Raw genomic sequence first — 23,281 nt, forward strand, 5'->3', positions numbered from 1 at the left:
GGTGAGAGGTCAGATGGCGAGACGCGCCAGCAGATCGCGCGCCTTCTCGGCCGTCTTCGGCTCGCACAGCACGTCGTACCGCCCCGCGACCAACTGCATCGTCGACGCGAAGTCGCGCTGCCCCTTCGTCGCCGCGTAGGGAATGGTGGCCGAGATCAGTCCGAAGACGATGCCGCCCAGCACACCGACGAGGAGCGCGCTCAGGTAGTTGGTGTTCGTGATGATTCCGAGAACGAGTCCGAGGAAGACACCGAGCCAGGCGCCCGAGATGATGCCGCCGCCAATCACTTTGGCCCAGGTGAGGCGACCGATGACACGCTCGACCTGCATGAGGTCGACACCCACGATGGTGACGTCCTGGACCGAGAACTCCTGATCGGAGAGGTAGTCGACCGCGCGCTGCGCCTCGGCGTAGGTGGGATAGGAACCGATGGGCCAGCCCGACGGCGGGGTGGGGAGGCCCTGTCCGGGGCGGCCGGACTGCGACATGGGGTTCGTCATGACTCCATTGTGCCTGCTGGCGGGTCGGTCGTGGGGTCCGGTGCGGGCCGCGCACCGCTGCGCACCATGCCGGCCGCGTCGGCGGCCTCGACGAGGGCCCGAGCCATTCGATGACCCGCCTCGTCGACCATCTCGTCCCCCACCATGACGGCCCCGCGCGCTCCCCCGTCGACGGAGAGGTACCGACGGTAGGTCTCGACGATGTCGTGGGCGCGGTCGACGTCGGCCTGGCGCGGCGAGAACGTCTCGTTGGCGATGTCGATCTGCGAGGGGTGCAGCACCCACTTGCCGTCGTAGCCCAGAGCCGCGGAATGCCGGGCGGCGCGGGTGAACCCGTCGGTGTCGCGGACCTGCACCCAGGGTCCGTCGATGGCCTGGAGCCCGTGGGCCCGCGCCGACAGCAGGATCGTCATCAGCACGTGGTGGTAGGCGTCGCCGCGCTCGTAGCCGGGCGGCTGCTCACCCACCGTGAGGGTGCGCATGCCGACGTCGGCCATGAAGTCACCCGGCCCGAACACCAGGGTCTGCACCCGCGGCGAGGCCGTCGCGACGGCGTCGATGTGGAGCAGACCCACGGCGTCCTCGATCTGCGGCTCGATCCCGATGCGGCCGACGGGCAGGTCCGACTCGCGTTCGAGTTGTGTCAGAAGCAGATCGAGCGCCTGCACCTCACCGGCCGAGCGCACCTTGGGCAGGACGAGGGCGTCGAGGTGGGCACCCGCCCGTCCGACCACCTCGAGCACGTCGCGGAACGTGGCCTCCGTCGTCCAGTCGTTGACCCGCACGAGCCGGAGCTGCGTGCCCCACCCGTCCCATCCGAGCGCGTCGGCGACGTCGATGCGCGCCTGCGCCTTGGCGGCCGGCGCGACCGCGTCCTCGAGATCCAGGAAGACGGCGTCGGCGGGCAGGCCCAGAGCCTTGCGCATCATCTTCGGACTGCTGCCCGGCACGGCGAGCACGGAGCGTCGGAGGCGGGCGCGCGGCACTGTGGTGGTCACCACGGCACACTATCGGCCCGCACCGCGTGCGAGGCCCCCGTCTACTGTTGCGCCCATGGCAGCAGTGAACAAGGTGTTCGCCGCCAGGCTCGCGGGCCTCGTGGTGCTCGGACCCGACGGTGAGAGCATCGGCCGCGTCCGCGACATCGTCGTGACCGTGCGCGTCGGTCGCCAGCAACCCCGCGTCCTCGGCCTCGTGGTCGATCTGGCCACGAGGCGCAAGATCTTCGTTCCGATGCTGCGCGTGACGGCCGTCGAACCGACGTCGGTGACGCTGACCACCGGCAACGTCAGTATGCGCCGCTTCGTCCAGCGACCGGGCGAGGTGCTGGCCCTGGCCCAGGTCCTGGACTCGCGGGTGCGGACCGACGATCCGGACGCCGAGGACCTGCACGGTGTGGACTGTGTCGTCGTCGACCTCGGCATCGAGCAGACCCGCACGCGGGACTGGGTCATCGCGCGCGTCGCCGTACGCCCCCACCGCACCCGGCTGGGTCGGCGCGGCAGCATCCACGTGCTCGACTGGCAGAACGTGCAGGGCCTCACCTGGTCCGATCTGTCCCTGCCGGGTCAGGGTGTGTCACAGCTCCTCGCCCAGTTCGAGGGACTCCGGCCCGCCGACGTGGCCGACGCGATCCGCGACCTCCCGGAGAAGCGGCGACTCGAGGTCGCCTTCGCCCTGGACGACCAGCGCCTCGCGGACGTCATCCAGGAGATGCCCGACGACGATCAGATCGACCTGGTGCAGGCGCTCGCCCCCGCCCGCGCCGCCGACGTGCTCGAGGCCATGGACCCCGACGACGCAGCCGACCTGCTCGGCGAGTTGCCGGAGCCGGAGGCCGAATCGCTGCTGCGCCTGATGGATCCGCAGGACTCCGAGCCGGTGCGACGTCTCCTCGAGCACTCCCCCGACACTGCGGGTGGTCTGATGACACCGGAACCGGTGGTGCTGAGCGCGTCCGCGACGGTCGCCGAGGCGCTCGCTCGTGCGCGCAACCCCGACCTCACGCCCGCCCTCGCGTCGCTGGTCTTCGTCGTGCGACCGCCGACGGCCACACCCACGGGCCGCTACCTCGGCTGCGTGCATCTCCAACAGTTGCTGCGCGAACCGCCCGCCAGTCTGGTCGGCGGCGTGATCGACACGACACTGTCGACGCTCTCCCCGGACGACAGTCTCGCCGCCGTCACGCGATACTTCGCGGCGTACAACCTGGTCTGCGGACCGGTCGTGGACGCCGAGGAGCATCTCATCGGCGCCGTGACCGTGGACGACGTCCTGGACCACCTTCTTCCCGACGACTGGCGCGAACAGGAGCACGTGGGACATGAGTGAGAAGTCGGCGGCGACCGCCAGACAGCGCCTCGACACTCCACGCGGATCCCGACGGTTCAAGCTCGACATCGACGTCGACTCGGTCGGCCGGACCGGCGAGAACGTCGCGCGATTCCTCGGTACGGGGCGATACCTGGCGATCCAGACGGGGATCGTCATCGTGTGGATCCTGCTCAACGTCTTCGCGGTGAGCCTGCAGTGGGACCCCTACCCCTTCATCCTGCTCAATCTGGCGTTCTCGACGCAGGCCGCCTACGCGGCCCCGCTGATCCTGCTCGCTCAGAACCGGCAGGACGACCGCGACCGGGTGTCGCTCGAGGAGGATCGCTCGCGCGCCGCGCAGACCAAGGCGGACACCGAGTTCCTCGCTCGTGAGCTCGCTGCGCTCCGGATCGCGGTCGGCGAGGTCGCCACGCGCGACTACCTCCGCCGCGAACTCGACGACCTGCGCGCGGCGCTCCTCGATCCCGCGCAGGCGGCGGCCGAGGAACAGAAGGCGCGCAAGAAGTCTCGCAAGAAGTCGGTCGACGAGGACTCCACCTCGTTCGCCGCCGCCCCTTCCGTCGAGGAAACAACTCGTTTCGACCACAGCGAGGACACGCGACGGTAACCTCGGTCACACTGCGCGTCGGGTCTCGGTGAGTGCGCAGCCGAGTGTTCGTGGGGGTTTGTCGTATGCGCGTCGGTCGAGACTCTCGACTCGGAGGTGCACTGAGTGCCTCGATTCTTCTTCTCAGCGCGGTCACGCTGGCCGCCGGCTCGGTGACGCCGAGTTCCGCGCACGGTTCCGTCGCGATGGCGGCCGCCGAATCGGTTGCGGCGCCCACACTCCCACCACGGGAGCGCGCTGTCGGCCTGGTCGAGCCCGCCGATCGGCAACCGGTCGCGTTCCGGTCCCCGAAACCAGCCGTCGCCGCGCCCGCGGGCGCCCCGGCCGCTGCTGCGGCGCCGCTGTCCGCCGTGCTCGTCGGCGCACTCGGCATTCCCGAACTCGTCCTGCAGGCCTACCGCTCCGCCGAGGCCCAGCTCGCCACCTCGACACCGGGCTGTCACCTGCCGTGGCACCTGCTCGCCGCCATCGGGCGCATCGAGTCCGGCCACGCGGGCGGCGGCCGCACCGATGCCGCCGGCACCACGATCACGTCCGTGCTGGGCCCGGTGCTCGACGGTCGATCGGCCGCGGACGCGGTCATCACCGACACCGACGGCGGCGCGCTCGACGGGGACGCGGGGCACGACCGTGCGGTCGGGCCGATGCAGTTCATCCCCGCCACCTGGGCCGGCTACGCCTCGGACGGCAACGGCGACGGTCGGAGCGATCCGAACAACGTCTTCGACGCGGCTCTCGCCGCGGGCAAGTACCTGTGCTCGGGCGGCCTGGACGTGACGAATCCGGCGCAGGCGACCACCGCCGTCATGCGATACAACAACTCCGCCGCGTACACCGCCAACGTGCTGGCCTGGTCCGCCGCGTACTCCGGCGGCGGCACCCCTGTCGTCGGACGGATCGGCGAGGCGGCGCCCTCCCCCGCGGACGCGCTGGCCGTCGCCGCGGCGGCCGCCGCGGGCGGCGAGGTCACGGATCCCACGACCGCGGCCCCGACGACCACCGCCACGACCACCGCGATGCCGGACACCTCGCTCACTCCGGTGACACCACCGCCGGCGTTCGGCATCCCCGGACTGCCGCCGCTCCCGGTCATCGAGCTCCCCACGATCCCGTGTCTCCTGTGCCCTCCTGCACCAGTGGCACCACCCGCCCCACCTGAGCAGGACACGTCCGTCACGACACCGTGACCTGTCGTGGCTCACATCACGGGCCGGTAACGGATCGGCAACGGATCAGGTAGCCTCGCTCCGACAGCAAAGGTCGGAAGCGCCCCGGAACGGGGCGGGAACAGTCGTCGCGGATCACGAGTCTCGCGGGGGCGAGGAGGTTGTGTATCCGTGGGTCGGCACCGCAAACGATCGTCTTCCACTCTGCGACGGAACACGGTCATCGCGCTGACCGGTCTGATCCCCGCGGGAGCGATCACCGTGGCCAGTGGCTACGGCGCCAGCGCCGACATCCCGTTCCTCCGCACGCACACCACGGCCAGCGAGTCCGCCCTCGAGCCCACCGACGTGGCCCCGGCGGTGGACGTCGCGCCCGCACCCACCACGCAGTCCGCGCCCGAGCCCGTGGCACCGCCCGCGCCGGAGCCCGCTCCCGCCCCCGCGCTGCCCGAGTCCCTCGCGGCCGGCCCGCTCGGCGTCCCGGGCATCAACGTCGCCGCCTACAAGAGCGCCGAGACCCTCCTGGCGCAGACCACCCCCGGCTGCTCGATGAACTGGGCACTCCTCGCCGGTATCGGCCGGGTCGAGTCCACCCACGCGAACGACGGCAAGGCGGGTGCCGACGGAACGCTGTTCGAGCCGATCCTCGGGCCGGTCCTGGACGGCAGCCTCGCCGGCAACAACGTGATCATGGACACCGACGGCGGCGAGCTCGACGGCAACGCCACGTACGACCGCGCCGTGGGGCCGATGCAGTTCCTGCCGGCGACGTGGAAGCACTACGCCACGGACGGGAACGGGGACGGCAGGGCCGACCCGCAGAACCTGTTCGACAGCGCCGCCACCACCGGGAAGTACCTGTGCGACGGCGGCCTGAACATGGCGGATCCGATCCAGGCCACACAGGCGATCCTGCGCTACAACAACTCGATGGCCTACGTGGCCAACGTGGTCGCGTGGTCGGTCGCCTACTCCACCGGCATCGCCCCCTCCGAAGCGGACCTGCCCCGAATTCACTGACGCGGTACCGCATACCATGGAGAGATGCCCGTAGCCACCGAATCGGACGTTCGCAGCGCCCTCGCGCGCGTGAACGATCCCGAGATTCGCAAGCCCATCACCGAACTCGGCATGGTCAAGAGTGTCGCGCTCGGTAACGACGGATCCGTGGACGTCGGCATCTATCTGACCACCGCCGGGTGCCCGATGAAGACGGAGATCTCCGACCGGGTACGCAAGGCCGTGGCCGACGTCGCCGGTGTCGGTGAGATCCGCGTCGAGCTCGACGTCATGAACGACGAGCAGCGCACCGAACTGCGCAAGTCGTTGCGGGGAGATTCCGCCGAGCCGGTCATCCCGTTCGCTCAGCCCGGCTCCCTCACCCGCGTGTACGCGGTGGCGTCGGGGAAGGGCGGTGTCGGCAAGTCGTCCGTCACCGTCAACCTGGCCGCCGCGATGGCCGCCAAGGGACTGTCGGTGGGCGTCCTCGACGCCGACATCTACGGCCACTCGGTGCCCCGCATGCTCGGTACCGACGCTCGCCCCACACAGGTCGAGCGCATGATCATGCCGCCCGTGGCGCACGACGTGAAGATGATCTCAATCGCGCAGTTCACGCAGGGCAACACGCCCGTCGTCTGGCGCGGTCCCATGCTGCACCGCGCCCTGCAGCAGTTCCTCGCCGACGTGTTCTGGGGCGACCTGGACATTCTTCTGCTGGACCTGCCGCCGGGCACCGGCGACGTCGCCATCTCGGTGGCCCAGCTCATCCCCGGCGCCGAGATCCTCGTCGTGACCACCCCGCAGCAGGCCGCAGCCGAGGTCGCGGAACGTGCCGGAGCCATCGCCCTGCAGACGCGTCAGCGAGTCGTCGGGGTGGTGGAGAACATGTCGTGGCTCGAGCTGCCCGACGGATCGCGGATGGACATCTTCGGTTCCGGCGGCGGCCAGGCCGTGTCGGAGCGACTCACCACCGCGGTCGGCGCGAAGGTCCCTCTGCTGGGCCAGATCCCGCTCGACACCGCGGTGCGCGAGGGCGGTGATTCGGGCGTTCCGATCGTGCTCAGCGATCCGGAGTCGCCCGCGGCCAAGGCCATGATCGAGGTGGCCGAGAAGCTGTCGGTCCGCAGTCGCGGCCTCGCGGGCATGAGCCTGGGTATCGACACCACCCGGCACCTCTGACGGCCGGAAGGACCTAGGTCGCGTCGGGGTCGACCGGGGGACGGTCCCCGGTCGGCAACGGCGCCGACCCGCTGGACTTCGTCATGTTCGGCGTCCCGGACTGCGGGGTCGACGACTGTGTCCCGGACTGCGGCTTCTCGTCGAACTTCCCGGTGAAGATCGAGTCGTCGCCGTCGAGCAGGTGCTTGGTGATGACCGCGCGCGGGGTCATGCCGCGGAGTTGGTTCAGGTCGGCCAGGGGCTTGCGAAGATCGTCGAAGTCCGTCCCCAGCTCGTCCTTGAGTTGTTGGCTGGCCCCACTGGCATAGTCACGGACCTGCCGGAGCGACCGGGTGGTCCACGTGATGGCCCCGGGCAGACGCTCGGGACCGAGGATGACGAGTGCGGCGACGAGAAGAACCATCATCTCGCCCCAGCCGATGTTCGAGAACACGTCTACACCTTACGCATCCGACACCGGAGTGACCGTCACGTCGACGGTCCGCCCCGAGCGGACGAGTTGCACCTGCACCGGCGTACCGATCTCCTGCTCCTGGACGGCGACCGTCAGCTCGTCGGCACCGGAGACGGTGCGGTCGCCGACGCGGACGATCACGTCGCCCTCCGCGATACCCGCCTGCTGAGCGGGGCCACCGGCGGTGACGTTGGCGATCTGCGCACCGCTGAGCGCGTCGTTGACGACGGACCGCGCGTTGACGCCGATGTCGGGATGATTCATCGCGCCGGTCCGGATGAGGGACTGCGCGACCTCGGTGACGTCGTCGATGGGGATGGCGAAGCCCAAACCCACCGATCCCCCGCTCTCACTGCGGATCGCGGAGTTGATGCCGATGACGCGACCCTCGGCGTCGATCAGGGGACCGCCGGAGTTACCGGGGTTGATCGCCGCGTCGGTCTGGACCGCGTCGATGACGGCGTCGGTGTCCGTGCCCTCCCCGGACAGTCGCACGGGACGATCGAGCGCACTGACGATGCCGCGGGTGACCGTCTTGCTCAGTCCCAGTGGAGATCCGACGGCGACGACGTCGTCGCCGACCGCCACGTCCGACGAGCGGCCCAGTCGGGCGACGCTGAGGTCCGCGACGTCCGTCTTCAGAACGGCCAGATCGGTCTTGGTGTCACGGCCGACGATCTGCGCGGGCACCTTGGTGCCGTCGGAGAACGTCACGTTGAGCGTCGCGCCCGGGTTGGTCGCGGCCATCGAGATGACGTGGTTGTTGGTGACGATGTAACCGGCTCCGTCGATGACGACTCCCGAGCCGGTGCCGGCGTTGCCGCCGAACGTCTCCTGGACCGACACCACGGACGGCAGGACGGCCTCGGCGACCCTGGCCACCTGGCCCTGCGGGAGTTCGCTGCCGCCTTGTTCCAGGGTCACGCGCGAGCTGGTCAGCGAGCCGCCCAGATCGGCCGCGACACTGCCGACGACGCCGCCGAGCAGGCCGATGACCAGTGCGACACCCGCGAGCGAGGCGAGAGCGCCGGCGGAGACGCGGCGGCCGAACAGTACTTCCCGCGCACCCAGTCTCGTGCCGGGCGTCAGCGGCGCGGGTTCCGGTTCGTCGAGCGCGGGCGAGACCGTCGTGACAGCCGACGAGGGCACGCGCCACGGGTTCTGAGGTTCGGGTTCCTGCTCGACCTCGGGCGCCTCGGGCTCGCGCACCAGGGATTCGGCGACACCGGGCGGCCGACCGAAGGCCTCGGTGAGGACGGGATCGGGCGCCGCGACGCGGATCGACGAACTGTCCCATCGCCGGGTCTGCGCGTCACCGAAGGAATCGCGGATGCCGTGGGGGCGACCGAACGCCCGCACCACGTGCGCGTCGATGGTGGGCCGGTAGAGCGGACGCGGAGGAAGCCGCGGCGCATCGTCGTCGGGTGCTCCCCCGTCCGCCGAAGAAGCCGTGGGGTCCGGTCGGTACTCGTCGGCTGGAGTCACCTCTGCACGCTACCGGCGCCGGAAACGTGACCCGACGACCGACCCCAGGCCATGACGCAGGCCGGAGCCGATGCCGGGTTCGGATCGGCCGGGCTCGGGAGACGTGCAGTGCGGGATCTGGTGCAGGAGACCCAGGAGTGAGGACGGCATGGACATCTCCGGCGAGCCCTGGAGGGCGACACGGGCCTGCTGCTGCGCCTGGACCTCGTCGGCACAGGAAGCGCATTCCGACACGTGCCGCGCGGCGCGCAGATAGGCGTTCATGCGCAGTTCGCCGTCGACGTAGGCGGCCACCGCCTCACTGGCGAGGTGGTCGGTGGGGCTGAACTGCCGAGGATCACGAAACCGAGTCATGCTGCCTCCACTTCATGCCGTGCCGATGTGCGGATCGTCCCGGGGTGAAACGCACGGCACCGGCCGGAAGTTCCCGGCCCGCATTCGTTCCCCACAGAACGGTACTCGCGTCGGCGGCTACTCGGCCGAGGTCAGCGACTCGCGGGTACGCCGACTGGCGGCGAGGTGGTCGCGCAGCGCCTGGCGGCCACGGTGGATACGGCTACGGACGGTGCCGAGCTTGACCCCCAGGGTCGCGCCGATCTCCTCGTAGGACAGACCCTCGATGTCGCACAGCACGATGGCTGCACGGAATTCGGGAGCGAGCGAGTCGAGCGCCGCCTGCAGATCCGGGTCGAGCCGGGCGTCGTGGTAGATCTGCTCGGGATCGGGGGTGTCGGACGGCACCCGGTCGTAATCCTCCGGCAGCGCCTCCATGCGGATGCGGTTGCGGCGACGCACCATGTCCAGGAACAGGTTCGTCGTGATGCGGTGCAACCAGCCCTCGAAGGTGCCGGGCTGGTAGTTCTGCAGCGAGCGGAACACGCGGATGAAGGTGTCCTGCGTGAGGTCCTCGGCATCCTGCGCGTTGCCGGACAGCCGGTAGGCGAGGCGGTAGACGCGGTCACCGTGCTCGCGGACGAGTTCGTCCCAGGACGGCATCGACGTCGCGTCTCCGGTCGCGTCGAACACTGCGGTGCCGGACAGCTCCTCGGGACCGTCGACGGTCTGTTCGGACTCGGCGGCGGGGCGGGAGGTCGGGGACGTGAGGGCAGCGTGTTCGCGCGGGCTGGTGATCATGTGGATCGTTCAATCCTCCTACTCGGGCGATCATCGCGGCGTGGTGTCGACGTGCGATGTGGTGTTACCCGTGTTCGGCGCGACCGAAGCGTGAGGACGATCCGACGAACCCGCGTAAGGAAACTATGTCGCGGGCAGGTGTGCGACCCGTGTGAGAAGGCTGAGTGTGGGCTGAGAGTCTGGACGCGAGGAGTTCGTGGGCGGGTTAGGGTCCCTTCGTGACTGCCGACGCCGCCAAGATGCTGCACTACGCCGAAGCCTCCGTCGTGGAGGACGAGATCCTGCAGGCCGCGCGCGAGCGCGCCGTGGATCTGGGCGCCGCGCCGATACCGGCGTCCGTCGGTGCCGTGCTCAGCATGGTCGCGCAGTTGTCCGGAGCGCGCACGGTGGTGGAGGTCGGAACCGGCGCCGGTGTCAGCGGGCTGTGGCTGCTGGACGGGATGCGGCCCGACGGGGTCCTCACCACCATCGACACCGAACCGGAGCATCAGCGCGCCGCCAAGGAGGCGTTCCGTTCCGGCGGCATCGGGGCATCGCGGACCCGGTTGATCAACGGCCGCGCCCTCGACGTGCTCCCCCGCCTTGCCGACGCGTCCTACGACCTGGTGTTCGTCGACGCGACGCCGCGGGACCACGTCGGATTCGTGACGGAGGGCGTGCGGATGCTCCGCCCCGGTGGCGCCCTGATCCTGCACAACGCGTTGCTGGGTGGACGCGTCGCGGACGCCTCGTCACGCGACGAGGCCACCGTCGCCGTCCGCGCGGCCGCCCGCGCCATCGCGGAGAACGACAGCCTGACAGCGGTCGTCCTTCCCCTCGGCGACGGCCTGCTGTGCGCCTCGCGCGTGCCGGAGTGACCTAGATCCAGACACCCTTGCCGACGGCGACCACGCCGTTGGCGCTCACGTTGAACCGCTCGCTGTCCCGCTCGCGGTCGACGCCGATGATCTCGCCGTCGTTCACCACCACGTTCTTGTCCAGGATGGCGTTGCGGACGACCGCATTACGACCGATGCGCACTCCGGGCATGATGACGCTGCCCTCCACGGTGGCGCCCGCGTCGATGATCACCGACGAGCTCAGCACCGAGTTGCGCACCGTCGCGCCGGACAGGATCGATCCCGCTCCGACGATCGACTCCTGAGCCAGACCGCCCTGCACGAACTTGGCGGGCGGCAGGTTGTCCGCGGCGCCGCGGATCGGCCACCGCTTGTTGTAGAGGTTGAAGATCGGGTGGACCGACACCAGGTCCATGTGCGCGTCGTAGAACGCGTCCAGGGTGCCGACGTCGCGCCAGTAGCCCTTGTCCCGCTCGGTCGCACCCGGGACGACGTTGTCCTTGAAGTCGTAGACCGATGCCTTCCCGGCCGCGACGAGCGCGGGAATGATGTTGCCGCCCATGTCGTGATCGGAATCCGAGTCCTCGGCGTCGGCACGGATGGCATCGACGAGCACCTTGGTGGTGAAGACGTAGTTGCCCATCGACGCGAACGTCATGGTGGGGTCGTCCGGCGTTCCGGGCGGGTCCGACGGCTTCTCGAGGAACTCGGTGATGTTGCCCGAGGCGTCGCTGTCGATGCAGCCGAATGCCGTTGCCTCGGCGCGCGGTACGCGGATGCCGGCCACCGTGACACCGGCACCGGAATCGATGTGCTGCTGCACCATCTGCTCGGGGTCCATGCGGTACACGTGGTCCGCTCCGAACACGACGATGTACTCGGGATCCTCGTCGTACACGAGGTTCATGGACTGGAAGATGGCGTCGGCACTGCCGGTGTACCAGCGGGGCCCGAGCCGCTGCTGCGCGGGCACGGGGGTGATGTACTCACCCGCGAAACCCGACAGCCGCCAGGTCTGGGAGATGTGCCGGTCGAGCGAGTGCGACTTGTACTGGGTCAGAACGCACAACCGCAGATAGCCGGCGTTGACGAGATTGCTCAGCACGAAGTCGATCAGGCGGTACGCACCACCGAACGGGACCGCGGGCTTCGCGCGATCGGCTGTCATCGGATACAGGCGTTTGCCCTCACCTCCGGCGAGCACGATTCCGAGTACATGCGGCTGGGTCCTCACAACAGCCAACCTATCCGGTTGTGACGAGCAATCGCTACGTATAGGCCGAATGCACACCGACGCGTTACGTTCCTCTCATGCGAGTGGCGATGATGACGAAGGAATATCCCCCCGAGATCTACGGCGGCGCGGGCGTTCACGTGACGCAGCTGGTCGACCGTCTCCGCGCACTGTGCGAGGTCGACGTGCACTGCATCGGCGCGCCGCGCGAGACCGCCGTCGTGCACTCGCCGGACCCGGCCCTGGTCGACGCGAACCCGGCCTTGACCACGCTCTCCACGGGACTGCGGATGGCGAACGCCGCCGGCGGCGCCGACGTGGTGCACTCGCACACCTGGTACACCGGCCTCGCCGGCCACCTCGCGGCCGAGCTGTACGGGATTCCGCACGTGCTCACCGCGCACTCGCTGGAACCGCGCCGCCCCTGGAAGGCCGAGCAGCTGGGCGGCGGCTACCGCATCTCGTCGTGGTCCGAGCGCAACGCCATGGAGTACGCCGACGCCGTCGTCGCGGTCAGCGACGGCATGAAGGCCGACGTGCTGGACTGCTACCCACGCATCGATCCGGACCGAGTTCACGTGGTGCGCAACGGCATCGACACCGAGGTGTGGCACGCCGGCGGCCCCGCGGACGGCGCGCCGTCCGCGCTCGAGGCGATCGGCGTGCGCACCGACGCCCCCATCGTCGCGTTCGTCGGCCGCATCACCCGGCAGAAGGGCGTGGGGCACCTCATCGCCGCGGCCCACTCGTTCGATCCGTCCATTCAGCTGGTGCTGTGCGCGGGTGCGCCCGACACCCCGGAGATCGCGGTCGAGACCGAGCGCGCCGTCACCGCCCTGTCCGAGAGCCGCGGCAACGTGTTCTGGGTCCGCGAGATGCTGCCGACCGAGCAGATCCGCCAGATCCTCTCGGCGGCCGCCGTGTTCGTGTGCCCGTCGGTGTACGAGCCCCTCGGCATCGTCAACCTGGAGGCGATGGCCTGCGAGACGGCCGTCGTCGCGTCCGACGTGGGCGGCATCCCCGAGGTCGTGGCCGACGGCCGTACCGGGGCTCTCGTGCACTACGACGCCGCGGACACCGCCACGTTCGAGGCGGACCTGGCCGCCGCGGTCAACGACCTCGTCGCCGACGAGAGTCGAGCAGCGCGGCAGGGTGTCGCCGGTCGCGAGCGCGCCGTCGCCGAGTTCTCCTGGGAGTCGATCGCGCAGCAGACGATGGAGGTCTACGCCGCGGCCCGCGCGTAGACACCGAGGGTCACCGACACGGTGACCTCGCGCGCGGGCGGCATCTCGTCGACCCGCGCGCGCAGATCCGCCGCCGGGATGTGGCGCGCCGACGGCCCCATGCTCACGACGTCGACGATCTCGTCCCGCGTGAGCGTGGTCGAGTAGGTGATCGGGACCCGGCGCACCCGCTCGAACCGGCCGCCGAGCGTGTCGCCCAACCTCTGCGTCTTGTTCTCGTCCACCCGGACGAGACCCAGATCGTCGACCAACTCGACGAGATGGCGCTCGGTGGGGGTGAGCACCACCAGCACCCCGGCCGGTGCGAGCACGCGCGCGAGTTCCTCGGCGTTGCGCGGCGAGAACACCGACAGGGCCGCGTCGATCACGCCGGAGCGGACCGGGATGCTCTGCCAGACGTCGGCGACCACCGCGGAGGCCCGAGGGTGCGATCGTGCGGCGCGGCGCGCAGCCGCCTTGGACACGTCGAGACCGACGCCGACGGCATCGGGGACGCCCGCGTCCAGCACGCGGGCGAGGTAGTGCCCGGTGCCCACTCCGACGTCGAGCACGCGGCGCCGGTCCCCCACGGCGTCGGCCACGGCGTCCATCAGCGGGTCGTAGTGCCCGCGGTCGAGGAACTCGGCGCGCGCAGCGACCATCTCGGTGGAGTCGCCGACGATCTTGCCGCCGGACCCGGAGAGCAGGCTGACGTATCCCTGGCGCGCGACGTCGAACGTGTGCCCGCGGTCGCACAGCAGCGCGGCAGCTCCCGAGTCCGGATCGTCGGCCTCGAGGTCCGACCCGCAGTGTGGGCACGCGAGCAGGGCCACCGCATCGTCGTTCACGGTTCCTCCGCTCGTCGTGGTGGGTCGCTCGTTCGGTCGGGACGAGAACAGCCCCACCGGTCAGGGTCGGCCGGTGGGGCTGTTCTCACGGTGATGACAGGAGTGGTGTCAGCTGGTGACGCCCTTGAGCTCGTCGCCCAGAGCGGCTGCCTCGTCGGGAGTCAGTTCGACGACCAAGCGTCCTCCGCCTTCGAGTGGAACCCTCATGACGATTCCTCGTCCCTCTTTGGTCGCCTCGAGCGGACCGTCCCCGGTCCGGGGCTTCATGGCCGCCATTCTCTGCTCCCTCCAGATCTGCGCTGCCCTGCATCGCGCGCTGCATCAATTCGGTCGCGCCTCGCCGGGGTCCGACGAGGCTCGTGCACTTATTGTTCCCTATCCTCCGGATCCGTGGGCAACGGACACCCTCGAACGAGCGGGACACGGGTGTGTACTAGCGCGCGGGAACCCAGCATCCGGCGAGGTGATCGTCGACCATTCCGGTCGCCTGCATCAGCGCGTACGCCGTGGTGGGACCGACGAACGCGAAGCCGGACTTCTTGAGAGTGCGCGCGAGAGCGGTGGACTCGGGTGTCACCGCGGGAACGTCCTGCAGGCTCGTGGGGCGACCGCGGCGCGGCGGTGCGAACGACCACAGGAGCGCGTCGAGATCGAGGTCCTGATCGACGATGGCCCGCGCATTGCGCACCGCTGCAACGATTTTCGCGCGGTTGCGGACGATTCCCGCGTCACCCATGAGGCGTTCGACGTCGTCGTCTCCCCACCGTGCGACGACGGTCGGATCGAAGTGCGCGAACGCCGCTCGAAAGGCGTCCCGCTTGCGCAGAATCGTGATCCACGAGAGCCCCGACTGGAACGCCTCGAGGGTGATCCGCTCGTAGAGCGCGTCGCGGCCGTGGACGATGACGCCCCATTCCTCGTCGTGGTACCGGGCGTACAGCGGATCGGTCGTCGGGTCACCGGCCCAGAGGCAGCGGGCCCGTCCGTCCGAACCGATCCGGAGACCGGACTCAGACGTCGTCACCGGGCGCGTCCTCCACGACGGCTTCCGACGGCTCGGCCTCGCGCAGGCGTAGCCGCAAGCTGTCGATCTCGACCGCGAGTCGATCGAGGGCCCAGTCGACCTCGCGGGCGTCGTACCCGCGCAGCGTGAGGGAGAAGCGCAGCGCGCGCACGTCACGCCCGGAGATGCCACGAGCGGGCAGCGCGGTGGCCGTGGTCCCCTCCGGCAACGGTTCCATCTCCTCCCCACGGCCGAAGACGACGGACGCGAGGAGGAACAGGGCCGCGGCCACGACCGCGATCACGACGACGTACAGCAGGATCGTCACCATGACGCGAATCCTGTCACGACGAGGCGACAGGATCCGCGGCGGTGGTGCGCCTCTGCCGGCCTGGACTTCTCAGCCCCCCGACTTCTCAGCCCCCCGACTTCTCGACTCCCGACTTGCCCGCCCACGGCCGCACCGTGCGCATGGGCGGCCGGTCGGCCAGCGAGACGTCGGTGATCGAGGGCACGAAGGTCTCCCCGTCGAGGACGAACTGCGTGAGACCGGCTCCCGAGTCGGCGATGCCGGCGCGCGCCAGCATGGTTCCGACGATCTGACGGCTCATGGCCCCCAGCTCCACGAGCGGCCGGTTGCGGTGGCGCCGGACTCCGAGGTTCACCTGCCCGATCGCGTCCATGCCCAACCGGTCGTACGTGTCCATCAGCAGACCGATCTCCACGCCGTACCCGGGCGCGAAGGGCACCGAGGACAGCAGTTCGCGGGTGCCCGCGTACTCCCCGCCCAGCGGCTGGATGACCCTTCCGAGCTCGGGACGCAGCGCGGCCAACAGCGGTCTGGCCACCAGTTCGGTCACGCGCCCACCACCGTGTGCTTCGGTCGACCCGCTCAGCGGCCGGCGGTAGTAGCCCTTGACCAGATGAATGCCGTCCCCCATGAGCAACGGCCCGAGGAGCTTGGGCACGAACTGCGGGTCGGGATCGATCAGGTCGGAGTCCACGAACGCGATGATGTCGCCCGTCGTGGCCGCGATCGCGCGCCACAACACCTCCCCCTTGCCGGGAGCGGGGGCGAGTTCGGGAACCGCCTCCTCCCGGGAGACGACGGTGGCACCGGCGGCCGTCGCACGCACGGCGGTCCGGTCGGTCGACCCGGAGTCCAGCACCACCAACTCGTCGATCAGTCGCCCGAGGAGCGGCGAGATGGTGTCGAGGACACCGGCGACGGTCTCCTCCTCGTTCAGTGCGGGAAGCACGACCGAGACGGTCCGGTCACCCTTCGCCGCCTCGAGCTCCTCGAGGGTCCAGGAGGGTGATTCCCAGCTGTTCTCGCGATCCCAGTCGGTCGCGGGGGTGAGCATGCCTGCGAGTGTCATGCCAGACCCCGTACCGTCCGGGCGGGAGCCCTGGTGCCTGCTATCGCTGCCACCATGTCGACCACCCGTCTCGTCGCTGCCACCTCGTGCACCCGGAACATCCGAGCACCCTGTGATGCCGTCAAAGCTGTCGCGGCCAATGTTCCCTCCAACCGTTCGGCAAGTCCTACACCCAGAGTCTCCCCGATGAAATCCTTGTTGCTCAGTGCCATCAGGACAGGCCATCCGGTGTTTACAAGACTGTCGATCCGACGCAACAGTTCGAGCCCGTGATAGGTGTTCTTGCCGAAATCGTGGGTCGGATCGATGATGATCCCGTCCGCTCGCACGCCCGCGGCCAGAGCGTTCTCGGCCGATCGAGTCACCTCGGAGAGCACGTCGGCGACCACGTCGGGGTAGCGAACGCGGTGCGGCCGGGTCCGGGGAACGGCTCCGCCGGTGTGCGAACAGACGATGCCGGCACCGACCTCGGCGGCGACGTGCACGAGCTCGGGATCCGTGCCGGCCCACGTGTCGTTGATCAGATCGGCGCCCTCGGCGCACGCGAGCCGAGCGACCTCGGCCCGCCAGGTGTCCACGCTGATCACCAGATCCGGGTACGCGGCGCGAATGGCGGCGACGAACGGCACGACCCGTCGGGTCTCCTCGGCGGCGTCGACGGTGGCGCCGGGTCCGGCCTTCACACCGCCGATGTCGACGAGGTCGGCACCCTCGTCCACCGCACGGCGGACCGCGTCCATCGCGGCGTCGTCCTCGAACGTCGCGCCGCGGTCGTAGAAGCTGTCGGGGGTGCGGTTGACGATGGCCATGACCAGCGCACGGTCGGTCACGACCGGTCTACCGCACAGGGTGTCGGCGGGGACGGACGTCTCGGGTGCGCTCACACCACCATGATGCCCGTCCCCGGGGGCCACCTCAGCCCTTGGGCAGCTTGCCGGCACCGACCTCGTCGACGTACTCGTCGTAGCTCTCGACGTAACCGCCGGACTTGCCCTTCAGGACGAACAGGTCGCCGTCGCCGTCGCCGTAGCCCACCTTGCGGAGCTCGACCTTCTTGCTCTTGAACGTGGACGTGGCCTCGAGCGAGTCCACGACGCGGATGAACAGCGGCACGGCGTAGCCGGGCAGGTTCTTGTAGGCGTGCTCGGCAAAGCTCGCGCCGTCGAAGCTCTTGTCGTGGCGCAGGGTCACCGCCGCCATGCCCGCCTTGCCGTCGGTACCGGGAACGTCGACACCGAAGACCACGGCCTGATCGACGTCGGGGTGCGAGTTGAGCGCGCCCTCCACCTGGGTCGTGGCGACGTTCTCGCCCTTCCACCGGAAGGTGTCGCCGAGACGGTCGACGAACGCCACGTGCCGGAAGCCCTGCTGACGCACCAGGTCTCCGGTGTCGAACCAGCAGTCGCCGTCCTTGAACCCGTCCTTGAGGAGCTTCTTGTTCGTGGCCTCCTCGTCGGAGTACCCGTCGAACGGCGCGCGGTCGGTGATCTTCGACAGCAGCAGGCCCACGCCGCCGGACCCCACCTTGCGCAGCCGACCGTTGTCGTCCCGCTTGGCCTTGCCCGTCTCGTCGTCGTACTCGACGACGGCGTACGGCAACGGGCAGAAGCCTGCGGTGCGGTCGATGTTGAAGGCGTTGATGAACGCGATGTTGCACTCGCTGGCGCCGTAGAACTCCGCCACGCGCTCGATGCCGAAGCGGGTGGTGAACTCCTCCCAGATCTCCGGGCGCAGCCCGTTGCCCACGATCAGCTTGATCGTGTTGTCGGAGTCCTGCGGGGTCTCGTCCTGCGTCAGCAGGTAGCGGCACAGCTCACCGATGTAGGTGAACGCGGTGGCCTCGTTCTCGCGTACGTCCTTCCAGAAGTTGGACACCGAGAACTGCTTGCCGATGGCGATGGTGGCGCCGGACGCCAGCACGGACGACAGGGACACCGTCAGCGCGTTGTTGTGATAGAGCGGGAGGCAGCAGTAGAGGACGTCGTTCTTGTCCAGACGCACGCCCATGCTGCCGAGACCGGACATGGACTTCATCCAGCGGAAGTGGCTCATCAGGCTGGCCTTGGGCATGCCCGTGGTGCCGGAGGTGAAGATGTAGAACGCCTTCTCCTTGGCCTGGACCTCGGCCGTGGTGGCAGGGTTCTCCGCGCTCGCCGACGCCGCCTTCTCGTCCAGCTCGTCCGCGTGCAGGATGACCTTCTCCGGGAGCGCCTCGTCGAGGGACTCGAGGGCCTCGACGCAGTCGCCGTCCACGACGAGGACGCGCGCGTCGAGGATGCCGAGACTGTGCTCGAGCACGTCGCCGCGCTGATTGAAGTTCAGCATTCCGGCCGTGGCGCCGAGCTTGACGGTGGCCAGGGCCACCAGCAGCGTGCGCATCGAGTTCTTGGCCAGCACACCGACGACGTCACCGCGCCGGACGCCGCGGTCCGTGAGCACGCTCGCGTACCGGTTCACCAGATCGTTGGCCTGGCCGTACGTGAGGGTGTCTCCCTCGAAACGTACGAACGGGTGGTCCGGCGTCTTCGCCGCGACGCGCTGGAAGATGTGGCCGATCGACTCCTTGTCGTCGGGCTTGCGCAGGAACCCGGGCACACCCCGGAGGACACTGGGCAGCGCCGCCGTCATCTTCGGAAGTGTGGCGGCGATGTCGAGCAATCCGACCTTGTGACGAGCCTCGGCACCCATGCTGTGGTTCCCTCCCCTGGCGAGCCGGCTGCGTCTCCGGCTGTGACGACGCTTACCTTACTGATTGGTAATGTTCACGGTGCGCGTGCCCTGCACGAGCCCACACGCCGTCAGAGCCGTGTCCACGTCCGCCGTGACGACCAGGCGATCGAGCGAGCGCTCGGAGACGAATCCCGTCCCGACGAGCGAGCGCATCCAGTCGAACAGCGGTGTGAAGTGGTTCACGGGATCCAAGACTACGACCGGTTTGTCGTGCATTCCCAGATATCCGGCGGTCCAGGTCTCGAACAGTTCCTCGAGCGTGCCGATACCGCCCGGGAGCGTGATGAACGCGTCCGCCCGGTCGTCCATGATGCGTTTGCGCTCGCGCATCGTCTCGGTGACCACCAGATCGTCGGCATCGATGTCCGCCACCTCGCGGTGCACCAGGGCCTGCGGGATGACTCCCACCGTGAATGCCCCCGCGGCGCGTGCGGCCGCGGCGACGGCGCCCATCATGGAGACGTTGCCGCCCCCGGACACCAACGTGCCGCCGCGACGTCCGATCTCGGTGCCCACGGCGGCGGCCAGATCGAGGTGATGCTGCTCCACCGGGCCGGACGCGCAGTAGACACAGACCGCGATCGACCCGGTCACTGCTCGGTCTCGCTCGCCCGCGACTCGGTCGCCGCGATCTCGGCCGCCCGGCTCTCGTCGACCCAGCGGACCACCTCCGCGACACTGTCCGTGCAGCGGATCAGCTCGAGATCCGCCTCGGACACCGTGCCGGCGGCCACCAGCGTGGTGCGGATCCAGTCGAGCAGCCCGCCCCAGAACTGCGTGCCGAACAGGATGATGGGGAACCGGGTGACCTTGCGGGTCTGCACCAGCGTGAGTGCCTCGAACAACTCGTCGAGCGTGCCGAATCCGCCCGGCATGCAGACGAAGGCCTGCGAGTACTTGACGAACATCGTCTTGCGGACGAAGAAGTAGCGGAAGTTGACGCCGAGGTCCACCCACTCGTTGAGCGACTGCTCGAAGGGCAGCTCGATACCGAGGCCGACCGAGAACCCGCCCGATTCGCAGGCCCCCTTGTTGGCGGCCTCCATCGCGCCCGGTCCCCCGCCCGTCACCACGGCGTAGCCGGCGCCGGCCAACGCGGTGCCCAGTTCGACGCCGAGCGCGTACTCCGCGGACTCGCGCGACGTCCGTGCCGACCCGAACACCGTGACGGCCCGAGGCAGTTCCGCCAGTGCGCCGAAGCCCTCGACGAACTCGCTCTGGATCCGCAGCACACGCCACGGATCGGTGTGCAGCCAGTCGGCGGAGCCCCGCGAGTCGAGGAGCCGCTGATCGGTGGTGGACCCACCGAACTCCCGTCGGTCCATGACGGGCCCGCGGTAGTTCGTGGACCTCTCGCCGGCGTTCTCCCGGCTCTCGTGCGCTCCCATGAGGGAGAGGCTAGTGGGCGTCGGTGGCGGTCAGATACCGGCGCAGGACGTCGGCGACATCGGTGATCTGCTGCACCGGTACACGCTCGTCGCGCTTGTGCGCGAGGTTGGGATCGCCTGGACCGTAGTTCACCGCCGGGATGCCCAGCGCGGAGAACCGGGAGACGTCGGTCCAGCCGTACTTGGCGCGGAACTCTCCCCCCGCCGCCGTGACCAGCGCCGCCGCCGCCGGTGCGGCCAGACCCGGCAGCGCGCCCGGCGACCTGTCGGTCACCTCGACGGTGAGATCGAGATGCTCCGCGTCGGTCGCCTCGCGCACGTGCTCGATCGCCTGCTCCACACTGCGGTCGGGGGCGAAGCGGAAGTTGACGTCGACGAATGCCTCGTCGGGGACCACGTTCCCGGCGACGCCGCCGCTGACACGGACCGCCTGCAGTCCCTCCCGGTACACGCAGCCGTCGATGTCCACGCTGCGCGGCATGTACGCGGCGAGCCGGTCGAACAGCGGGCCTAACTTGTGGATCGCGTTGTCCCCCAGCCACGATCGGGCCGAGTGGGCGCGCGTCCCCGTCGCGGTGAACCGCATGCGGAGCGTCCCCTGGCACCCCGCCTCGATGTAGCCACCCGACGGCTCACCGAGGATCGCGACATCTCCGCGCAGCCACTCGGGCATCTCCCGCTCGATGCGACCCAGACCGTTGGCCGACGCCTCGATCTCCTCGCAGTCGTAGAAGATCAGCGTCAGGTCCGCGGTGGGCTCAGCGACCGTCGCCGCCAGGTGCAGGAACACCGCGTCCCCCGACTTCATGTCGACGGTTCCGCATCCGTGGAGGACGTCGCCCTCGGCGTGCCCGCGCTCGCGACGACTCGGCACGTTGTCGGCGATGGGGACCGTGTCCAGGTGACCCGCGAGGATCACCCGCGTCGGGAGCCCCCGGTTCGTCCTGGCCAGCACGGCGTCGCCCGAGCGCACGATCTCGAATCCCGTGGTCTGCTCGCGCAGCGCCCGCTCCACCGCGTCGGCCAGCGTGGCCTCGTCTCGCGAGACGCTGGGAACGTCCACCAGCGCCGCCGTGAGGTCGACGGGATCGGCGTGCAGGTCCAGGGAGATCGGTGCGCTCACGCAGCCGACCTTACGTTCGCCCGGCCGTCCGGTCGTCCTCTAGGCTCGGTCCCCGTGACCACAGGAGCATCGGCAGTCGGCATCGCACACATCACCCCGTCGGGAACGGTGCTGGACACCTGGTTCCCTGCTCCCGAGCTCGCCGAGGTGGCCGAGACCGGCACCGCACGGCTCGACGCGGCGGACGTTCCCCCGGAACTGGCCGCGCTGGTCGGACACGACGACGCCCGCGACCTCGACATCGTCGCGGTGCGCACCACCATCTCCTCCCTCGACGACGCCCCGGTCGACGCGCACGACGTCTACCTGCGCCTGCACCTGCTCTCGCATCGCCTCGTCCGGCCGCACGGCCTCAACCTGGACGGCCAGTTCGGCCTGCTGTCCAACGTGGTGTGGACCAACCACGGCCCGGCGGCCGTCGACGGCTTCGAGGCGACGCGCGCCCGTCTCCGTGCACGGGGCGCCGTCACCGTCTTCAGTGTCGACAAGTTCCCGCGACTCGTCGACTACGTGCTCCCCACCGGTGTCCGCATCGGCGACGCCGGTCGCGTGCGCCTCGGCGCCCACCTCGCATCCGGCACGACGGTCATGCACGAGGGTTTCGTGAACTTCAATGCCGGCACGCTCGGCTCGTCCATGGTCGAGGGCCGCATCTCCGCCGGCGTCGTCGTCGACGACGGCTCCGACGTGGGCGGCGGCGCCTCGATCATGGGCACTCTGTCCGGCGGCGGCAAGGCCGTCATCTCGGTGGGACAGCGTTGCCTGCTCGGCGCCAACGCGGGGCTCGGCATCTCCCTCGGCGACGACTGCGTCGTCGAGGCGGGCCTCTACATCACCGCGGGCACCAAGGTCACCGGCCCGGACGGCACCGTCGTCAAGGCGGCCGATCTCAGTGGGCAGTCGAACATGCTCTTCCGTCGTAACTCCGTTTCCGGTGCCGTCGAGGTCGTGCCGTGGAAGGGTACGGGCGTCGAGCTCAACTCGATCCTGCACGCCAACGACTGAGCGATTCGGCGGCAGGCTGCGTCCGGGGGGACCGTGAGCCAGGAAGCGATACAGCAGGAACCGCGACTCGAGTCGGTGATCACCGACGATCTGGGTGACGCGGACGCCCACACGTGCGAGGGGCTGGTGCGCGGCGCCTTCGGCGAGCGCTTCACCCCGTACGACTGGCAGCACGCCCTGGGCGGTACCCACGTGATCCTCCGCGACGGCGACCGCATCATCGGCCATGCCGCCGTGGTGCCGCGCCTTCTCCACCACGGCGGCGACGAGTTCGACGGCGGCTTCGTCGAGGCCGTCGCCCTGGACCCGGAGTTCCGGGGCACCGGGCTGGGTGCGCGGCTCATGGCCGCGATCGAGGAGCAGATCGAGTCGGACGACGTGGTCGGCGTGCTCAATTCCCTTCCCGACGCCGTCGGGTTCTACGAGCGGCGCGGTTGGGTGCTGTGGCGCGGACTGCTCGGCGGCATCGGCAACACGGAGGAGCCGACACCGCCCGAGGAGGACGACGCCGTCATGGTGTTCCGTCCCGAGTCCCGTCTCGATCCGGACGGCACGCTGCTGGTCAACAATCGCGTCGGGTCGCGCTGGTAGTCCTGCCCTCCCGAACATGTGAATCACCGTTCCGTCCTTGACACCAGTGCGGAACG

The 23,281-nt window shown here is 69.6% G+C and carries 26 protein-coding genes; 9 read left to right on the top strand and 17 right to left on the bottom strand.

Annotated elements, in window-relative coordinates:
* Positions 1-9: 9 nt before the first annotated feature.
* Together HQ308_RS07320 and HQ308_RS07325 are read right to left on the bottom strand one after the other, a co-directional pair.
* The gene (locus HQ308_RS07320) at positions 10-501 is read right to left on the bottom strand and encodes a general stress protein (protein WP_027503852.1); all 492 of its coding nucleotides are present in this window, start codon (positions 499-501) and stop codon (positions 10-12) included.
* Entirely contained in the window at positions 498-1,499 is a 1,002-nt protein-coding gene (locus HQ308_RS07325; protein ID WP_308115710.1) for a CoA ester lyase, read from the bottom strand. Before HQ308_RS07325 ends, HQ308_RS07320 begins: the two co-directional genes overlap by 4 nt.
* Before the next feature lie 55 nt (positions 1,500-1,554).
* Here HQ308_RS07325 and HQ308_RS07330 point away from each other — a divergent pair, with 55 nt between their 5' ends.
* From HQ308_RS07330 to HQ308_RS07350, 5 genes are all read left to right on the top strand, one after another.
* The gene (locus HQ308_RS07330; RefSeq protein ID WP_027503853.1) at positions 1,555-2,832 is read left to right on the top strand and encodes a magnesium transporter MgtE N-terminal domain-containing protein; all 1,278 of its coding nucleotides are present in this window, start codon (positions 1,555-1,557) and stop codon (positions 2,830-2,832) included.
* On the top strand, positions 2,825-3,442 hold the full coding sequence (locus tag HQ308_RS07335) for a DUF1003 domain-containing protein (protein WP_081821023.1): 618 nt from the start codon (positions 2,825-2,827) through the stop codon (positions 3,440-3,442). The genes HQ308_RS07330 and HQ308_RS07335 overlap by 8 nt, the downstream gene beginning before the upstream one ends.
* Positions 3,443-3,507: 65 nt before the next feature.
* The gene (locus HQ308_RS07340) at positions 3,508-4,629 is read left to right on the top strand and encodes a lytic transglycosylase domain-containing protein (protein WP_222646048.1); all 1,122 of its coding nucleotides are present in this window, start codon (positions 3,508-3,510) and stop codon (positions 4,627-4,629) included.
* Between the two features lie 150 nt (positions 4,630-4,779).
* The gene (locus HQ308_RS07345; protein WP_027503854.1) at positions 4,780-5,628 is read left to right on the top strand and encodes a lytic transglycosylase domain-containing protein; all 849 of its coding nucleotides are present in this window, start codon (positions 4,780-4,782) and stop codon (positions 5,626-5,628) included.
* Between the two features lie 24 nt (positions 5,629-5,652).
* Complete coding sequence (locus HQ308_RS07350) at positions 5,653-6,789, top strand: Mrp/NBP35 family ATP-binding protein (protein WP_027503855.1); 1,137 nt, start codon at positions 5,653-5,655, stop codon at positions 6,787-6,789.
* 13 nt (positions 6,790-6,802) lie between these two features.
* Here HQ308_RS07350 and tatB read toward each other — a convergent pair whose 3' ends face one another.
* The 4 genes from tatB to sigE form a co-directional block, all read right to left on the bottom strand.
* Positions 6,803-7,222 (bottom strand): Sec-independent protein translocase protein TatB, encoded by a 420-nt coding sequence (gene tatB / locus HQ308_RS07355; RefSeq protein ID WP_222646049.1) that lies wholly within the window; start codon positions 7,220-7,222, stop codon positions 6,803-6,805.
* A gap of 9 nt (positions 7,223-7,231) precedes the next feature.
* Positions 7,232-8,728 (bottom strand): trypsin-like peptidase domain-containing protein, encoded by a 1,497-nt coding sequence (locus HQ308_RS07360; RefSeq protein ID WP_222646050.1) that lies wholly within the window; start codon positions 8,726-8,728, stop codon positions 7,232-7,234.
* A gap of 9 nt (positions 8,729-8,737) precedes the next feature.
* Positions 8,738-9,082 (bottom strand): hypothetical protein, encoded by a 345-nt coding sequence (locus HQ308_RS07365; protein ID WP_056442598.1) that lies wholly within the window; start codon positions 9,080-9,082, stop codon positions 8,738-8,740.
* Between the two features lie 117 nt (positions 9,083-9,199).
* The gene (sigE, locus tag HQ308_RS07370; protein WP_204866810.1) at positions 9,200-9,862 is read right to left on the bottom strand and encodes an RNA polymerase sigma factor SigE; all 663 of its coding nucleotides are present in this window, start codon (positions 9,860-9,862) and stop codon (positions 9,200-9,202) included.
* A gap of 239 nt (positions 9,863-10,101) precedes the next feature.
* On the opposite strand from sigE, the gene HQ308_RS07375 reads away from it, so the two are divergent.
* Positions 10,102-10,719, top strand: coding sequence for an O-methyltransferase (locus HQ308_RS07375; protein WP_027503859.1), 618 nt, complete (start codon positions 10,102-10,104; stop codon positions 10,717-10,719).
* Between the two features lies 1 nt (position 10,720).
* Here the strand turns inward: HQ308_RS07375 and glgC are convergent, their stop codons facing one another.
* The gene (gene glgC / locus HQ308_RS07380; RefSeq protein ID WP_027503860.1) at positions 10,721-11,935 is read right to left on the bottom strand and encodes a glucose-1-phosphate adenylyltransferase; all 1,215 of its coding nucleotides are present in this window, start codon (positions 11,933-11,935) and stop codon (positions 10,721-10,723) included.
* A 77-nt stretch (positions 11,936-12,012) separates the two neighbouring features.
* Here glgC and glgA point away from each other — a divergent pair, with 77 nt between their 5' ends.
* Positions 12,013-13,179: a glycogen synthase gene (gene glgA / locus HQ308_RS07385; protein ID WP_056442603.1), complete on the top strand. Its 1,167-nt coding sequence runs from the start codon at positions 12,013-12,015 to the stop codon at positions 13,177-13,179.
* Here the strand turns inward: glgA and HQ308_RS07390 are convergent.
* The 10 genes from HQ308_RS07390 to dapE form a co-directional block, all read right to left on the bottom strand.
* Complete coding sequence (locus tag HQ308_RS07390) at positions 13,158-14,006, bottom strand: methyltransferase domain-containing protein (RefSeq protein ID WP_222638159.1); 849 nt, start codon at positions 14,004-14,006, stop codon at positions 13,158-13,160. The two genes, glgA and HQ308_RS07390, sit on opposite strands and share 22 nt — an antisense overlap.
* 108 nt (positions 14,007-14,114) lie before the next feature.
* Positions 14,115-14,282: a DUF3117 domain-containing protein gene (locus HQ308_RS07395; RefSeq protein WP_003406247.1), complete on the bottom strand. Its 168-nt coding sequence runs from the start codon at positions 14,280-14,282 to the stop codon at positions 14,115-14,117.
* A gap of 157 nt (positions 14,283-14,439) precedes the next feature.
* Entirely contained in the window at positions 14,440-15,003 is a 564-nt protein-coding gene (locus tag HQ308_RS07400) for a DNA-3-methyladenine glycosylase I (protein WP_027503863.1), read from the bottom strand.
* A 13-nt stretch (positions 15,004-15,016) separates the two neighbouring features.
* Positions 15,017-15,340, bottom strand: a complete 324-nt coding sequence (locus tag HQ308_RS07405) for a DivIVA domain-containing protein (RefSeq protein WP_222638160.1) — start codon at positions 15,338-15,340, stop codon at positions 15,017-15,019.
* 85 nt (positions 15,341-15,425) lie between these two features.
* Positions 15,426-16,373: a glucosyl-3-phosphoglycerate synthase gene (locus tag HQ308_RS07410; protein WP_222646201.1), complete on the bottom strand. Its 948-nt coding sequence runs from the start codon at positions 16,371-16,373 to the stop codon at positions 15,426-15,428.
* A gap of 11 nt (positions 16,374-16,384) precedes the next feature.
* A complete protein-coding gene (folP, locus tag HQ308_RS07415; RefSeq protein WP_222646202.1) occupies positions 16,385-17,197 on the bottom strand; it encodes a dihydropteroate synthase in 813 nt (270 codons plus the stop codon).
* 106 nt (positions 17,198-17,303) lie between these two features.
* Positions 17,304-19,076 carry a long-chain-acyl-CoA synthetase gene (locus HQ308_RS07420; protein ID WP_027503865.1) on the bottom strand — a complete coding sequence of 591 codons (1,773 nt, stop codon included), beginning with the start codon at positions 19,074-19,076 and terminating at the stop codon, positions 17,304-17,306.
* Between the two features lie 57 nt (positions 19,077-19,133).
* The gene (locus tag HQ308_RS07425; protein ID WP_222627391.1) at positions 19,134-19,712 is read right to left on the bottom strand and encodes a TIGR00730 family Rossman fold protein; all 579 of its coding nucleotides are present in this window, start codon (positions 19,710-19,712) and stop codon (positions 19,134-19,136) included.
* Positions 19,709-20,506: a TIGR00730 family Rossman fold protein gene (locus HQ308_RS07430; protein ID WP_027503866.1), complete on the bottom strand. Its 798-nt coding sequence runs from the start codon at positions 20,504-20,506 to the stop codon at positions 19,709-19,711. Before HQ308_RS07430 ends, HQ308_RS07425 begins: the two co-directional genes overlap by 4 nt.
* A 10-nt stretch (positions 20,507-20,516) precedes the next feature.
* Positions 20,517-21,629: a succinyl-diaminopimelate desuccinylase gene (gene dapE / locus HQ308_RS07435; protein WP_027503867.1), complete on the bottom strand. Its 1,113-nt coding sequence runs from the start codon at positions 21,627-21,629 to the stop codon at positions 20,517-20,519.
* Between the two features lie 54 nt (positions 21,630-21,683).
* On the opposite strand from dapE, the gene dapD reads away from it, so the two are divergent.
* Both dapD and HQ308_RS07445 read left to right on the top strand, forming a co-directional pair.
* Positions 21,684-22,634: a 2,3,4,5-tetrahydropyridine-2,6-dicarboxylate N-succinyltransferase gene (dapD, locus tag HQ308_RS07440; RefSeq protein WP_222638162.1), complete on the top strand. Its 951-nt coding sequence runs from the start codon at positions 21,684-21,686 to the stop codon at positions 22,632-22,634.
* A 33-nt stretch (positions 22,635-22,667) separates the two neighbouring features.
* Positions 22,668-23,225: a GNAT family N-acetyltransferase gene (locus tag HQ308_RS07445; protein WP_222646051.1), complete on the top strand. Its 558-nt coding sequence runs from the start codon at positions 22,668-22,670 to the stop codon at positions 23,223-23,225.
* Positions 23,226-23,281 lie beyond the last annotated feature (56 nt).

Source organism: Rhodococcus sp. BP-241 (assembly GCF_019836145.1).
Lineage (GTDB): Bacteria > Actinomycetota > Actinomycetes > Mycobacteriales > Mycobacteriaceae > Rhodococcoides.

Excerpts from the sequence above, each read along its gene's own strand:
- HQ308_RS07320 (WP_027503852.1), bottom strand. The coding sequence starts at position 501 with ATGACGAACCCCATGTCGCAGTCCGGCCGCCCCGGACAGGGCCTCCCC.
- HQ308_RS07330 (WP_027503853.1), top strand. The coding sequence starts at position 1,555 with ATGGCAGCAGTGAACAAGGTGTTCGCCGCCAGGCTCGCGGGCCTCGTG.
- HQ308_RS07335 (WP_081821023.1), top strand. The coding sequence starts at position 2,825 with ATGAGTGAGAAGTCGGCGGCGACCGCCAGACAGCGCCTCGACACTCCA.
- HQ308_RS07340 (WP_222646048.1), top strand. The coding sequence starts at position 3,508 with ATGCGCGTCGGTCGAGACTCTCGACTCGGAGGTGCACTGAGTGCCTCG.
- HQ308_RS07350 (WP_027503855.1), top strand. The coding sequence starts at position 5,653 with ATGCCCGTAGCCACCGAATCGGACGTTCGCAGCGCCCTCGCGCGCGTG.
- HQ308_RS07365 (WP_056442598.1), bottom strand. The coding sequence starts at position 9,082 with ATGACTCGGTTTCGTGATCCTCGGCAGTTCAGCCCCACCGACCACCTC.
- sigE (WP_204866810.1), bottom strand. The coding sequence starts at position 9,862 with ATGATCACCAGCCCGCGCGAACACGCTGCCCTCACGTCCCCGACCTCC.
- HQ308_RS07375 (WP_027503859.1), top strand. The coding sequence starts at position 10,102 with ATGCTGCACTACGCCGAAGCCTCCGTCGTGGAGGACGAGATCCTGCAG.
- glgA (WP_056442603.1), top strand. The coding sequence starts at position 12,013 with ATGCGAGTGGCGATGATGACGAAGGAATATCCCCCCGAGATCTACGGC.
- HQ308_RS07395 (WP_003406247.1), bottom strand. The coding sequence starts at position 14,282 with ATGGCGGCCATGAAGCCCCGGACCGGGGACGGTCCGCTCGAGGCGACC.
- HQ308_RS07405 (WP_222638160.1), bottom strand. The coding sequence starts at position 15,340 with ATGGTGACGATCCTGCTGTACGTCGTCGTGATCGCGGTCGTGGCCGCG.
- HQ308_RS07410 (WP_222646201.1), bottom strand. The coding sequence starts at position 16,373 with ATGCTCACCCCCGCGACCGACTGGGATCGCGAGAACAGCTGGGAATCA.
- folP (WP_222646202.1), bottom strand. The coding sequence starts at position 17,197 with ATGGCCATCGTCAACCGCACCCCCGACAGCTTCTACGACCGCGGCGCG.
- HQ308_RS07420 (WP_027503865.1), bottom strand. The coding sequence starts at position 19,076 with ATGGGTGCCGAGGCTCGTCACAAGGTCGGATTGCTCGACATCGCCGCC.
- HQ308_RS07430 (WP_027503866.1), bottom strand. The coding sequence starts at position 20,506 with ATGGGAGCGCACGAGAGCCGGGAGAACGCCGGCGAGAGGTCCACGAAC.